The 2,755-nt window shown below is 57.1% G+C and carries 3 protein-coding genes; 2 read left to right on the forward strand and 1 reads right to left on the reverse strand.

Annotated features, from left to right (window positions below; translation table 11 throughout):
• Together OES20_19115 and OES20_19120 are read left to right on the forward strand one after the other, a co-directional pair.
• A partial coding sequence (locus tag OES20_19115; protein ID MDH3636803.1) for a sulfoacetaldehyde dehydrogenase occupies positions 1 to 379 on the forward strand: 379 nt, incomplete at its 5' end.
• Positions 380 to 381: 2 nt separating this feature from the next.
• Positions 382 to 1,911, forward strand: a complete 1,530-nt coding sequence (locus tag OES20_19120; protein MDH3636804.1) for an AMP-binding protein — start codon at positions 382 to 384, stop codon at positions 1,909 to 1,911.
• Between the two features lie 174 nt (positions 1,912 to 2,085).
• On the opposite strand, the gene OES20_19125 is transcribed toward OES20_19120, so the two are convergent.
• Positions 2,086 to 2,755: AI-2E family transporter (locus tag OES20_19125; GenBank protein ID MDH3636805.1), on the reverse strand; the 670-nt coding region annotated here is incomplete at its 5' end.

Below are 2,755 nucleotides of genomic sequence, written 5' to 3' on the forward strand. Positions count from 1 at the left end.
GTTAACCGTGTATCGCGCGCGTGATTTCGACCATGCCGTCAAGCTGGTAACCGACATACTGAACGTGCAGGGGAAGGGACACTCGTGCGGTATCCATACCAGTAGCCCGGAGCAACCGGCACGACTCGCCGAGGAACTTGACGTCGTCCGCGTGCTCGTCAACCAGGCGCACACTTTCGGTAATGGTGGCAGTTTTAACAACGCGCTCAATTTCACGCTGAGCATGGGCTGCGGCACCTGGGGCGGAAACAGTATCAGCGAAAATCTGAATTACCGGCATTTCATCAATATTACGCACCTGGTTAGAGAGGTCGAAGAGGACAAACCTTCCGAGGAAGAACTGTTCGGTGCTTATTTCGCTCGCTACGGGAAAGACTGACGATGGATACGGTACGCGCCTGCATCGAGCACCACGCCGATGCAACCCCTGACCGCATATTCCTGATAGCGCCGGAGAGCGGCGAGTCACTCAACTTTGCACAGTTGAAATCAGCGGTTGATGGAGTTGGGCTGCAGCTCGACCGACTGGGACTGCCGCAGGGTGCAAAAGTTGCTTTCCTGTTGAACAACGGCGATTGGGCGCTGCGCCTGTTTCTCGGGGTCATGGCCAGCAACCGTGTGATCGTGCCACTCAACGCGGTGGCCGGTATGGTGCAGCTGGTGCACGTGCTCGACCACTCGGATTCGGAAGTCGTGTTCGTGGGACCCGAGTATCGCGACAGGCTCGATGAAATCATCGCGCAGATTGAACGCCCGATCCAGGTTATCGAAACCACCGATGAGGGCCCGGGCTGGCCGGACAGTGAAACCGCACTGGGGAGCCCGCCGTCACCAATACCGGAGGACACCGCGCTGTTGCTGTATACCTCCGGTTCCACCGGTCTACCCAAGGGCGCGGTGCTGAGCCACCGGGCGGTTACCAGCGGTGGGCGCAACGTAACCGAGGGACACCAGCTGAAGCCGGAGGACCGGGCGCTTTGCGTACTGCCGGTATATCACATCAATGGCGCCATGGTGACCGTTTCGGCGCCGCTCTACAGCGGCAGCAGCGTGGTCATGCCGAAACGCTTCAGCGCGACCGACTACTGGCGACTGGCAGCCGAACATCGCTGCACCTGGAGCAGCATCGTGCCCACCATAATCAAGTACCTGCTGGATCGTGCCGCACAGGAGCCGTTTAATTTCGGCAACGATGAGCGTCTCGCCGCGTTCCGATTCGCGCGCTCGGCATCGGCGCCTTTGGCGGCGGTCACGTTGGATCAGTGGGAGCAGACTTTCAAGGTGCCGATGATCGAAACCCTCGGCCTGACGGAAACCGCGGGTACCGTCGCGAGCAATCCGTTACCGCCGGCACCGCGCAAACCAGGTTCGGTCGGATTACCCTACGGCAACGAAATCCAGATTGTCGATGACAAGGGTAACGAATGTGCGCCAGGGGTGATCGGCGAACTCGTTATTCGCGGCAGCAATCTGCTCGAACACTATTACAAGAATCCGCAGGCAACCCGGGATTCAATCAGGGACGGCTGGTTCTACACTGGCGATCTTGGTAACAAAGACGAGGAAGGCTATATCTATATCACCGGCCGCTCCAAGGAATTGATAATTCGTGGTGGCGAAAACATCGCGCCGCGAGAAATCGATGACGTGCTCTACAAGCACGAGGCGATTCTCGAAGCCGCGGCCGTCGGCGTCGATGATGAAAACTACGGCCAGGAAGTGGTTGCCTGCGTGGTGGTTCGCGACGGTTTCCAGTGCAGTGAGGATGAACTGAAGTCTTTTTGCGAGGCCGGGGTGGGTAAGTACAAGGCTCCCAAGACTATTTACTTCTTCGATGATTTGCCGAAAGGGCCGTCGGGCAAGATTCTCCGCCTCAGACTCCCCGATCTGATCGAAAAACAGCGTCAATAGCCTTGAGTGTTGTCCGCCGTGCCGGCCTCCGAGTCTATACGACGGATCGCGGCATCCGCAATTCGAAAGATATTTGCAGGCCTCGCTGGATCCCGCGGTCAAGCCGCGGGATGACAATGATATGGATTAGGTCGTGTAGCGTATCGGCTCGGCGGTCGCAATGACGCCTTGTAGCTAAGGATCTGGTTCTTCCTTGTCTTCTGGATCGGCAGGTTCGGCTGGCTGCTTGCGGTAATACACTTCCGGCAGGTAATTGCTGAAAGCGAGACCATATAACTCCCAGACGGTGACAAACAGGGACGCGATCAGCGGGCCGATAAAGATACCGGCGATACCGAACATAAAGATGCCGCCAAGCGTGCCGAAAAAGATCATCAATTCATGCATCTTGGTGTCTTTACCCACCAGTATCGGTCGCAGCACGTTATCCAGGCTGCCGACAATCAAACCGCAGAAAACCAGTAATCCGACGCCACCGGCGACACTACCCTGCAGGATCAGGATGATAGAGGCGGGAAGCCACACCAGTGCCGAGCCAACGCTCGGTATGACTGACAGCACGGCCATGATCGTACCCCAGAATACCGCATTGTCGATGCCGGCAACGGCGAAAGCGCCACCTGCCAGGACGCCCTGTAATAGACCGATCATCATGGTTCCCTTGACCGTCGCCCGCGTGACGGAAGTGAACTTGTTCAACATCAGACTTTCATCTTCGCTGTTCAATGGCAGGTAATAGAGGATCTTTCTGATCAGCTTGTCGCCGTCCATCTGCAGAAAATAGACGGTGTACAGAAAGACAAAGATCATGAACAGGAAGTTGGCAGTCCCCAGCGTCGCCTGG

It is taken from the genome of Gammaproteobacteria bacterium (assembly GCA_029862005.1).
In the GTDB taxonomy this organism is placed as follows: Bacteria; Pseudomonadota; Gammaproteobacteria.

What these genes read in the sequence shown, in the direction of transcription:
- OES20_19120 (MDH3636804.1), top strand. Translation starts at nt 382, where the DNA reads ATGGATACGGTACGCGCCTGCATCGAGCACCACGCCGATGCAACCCCT.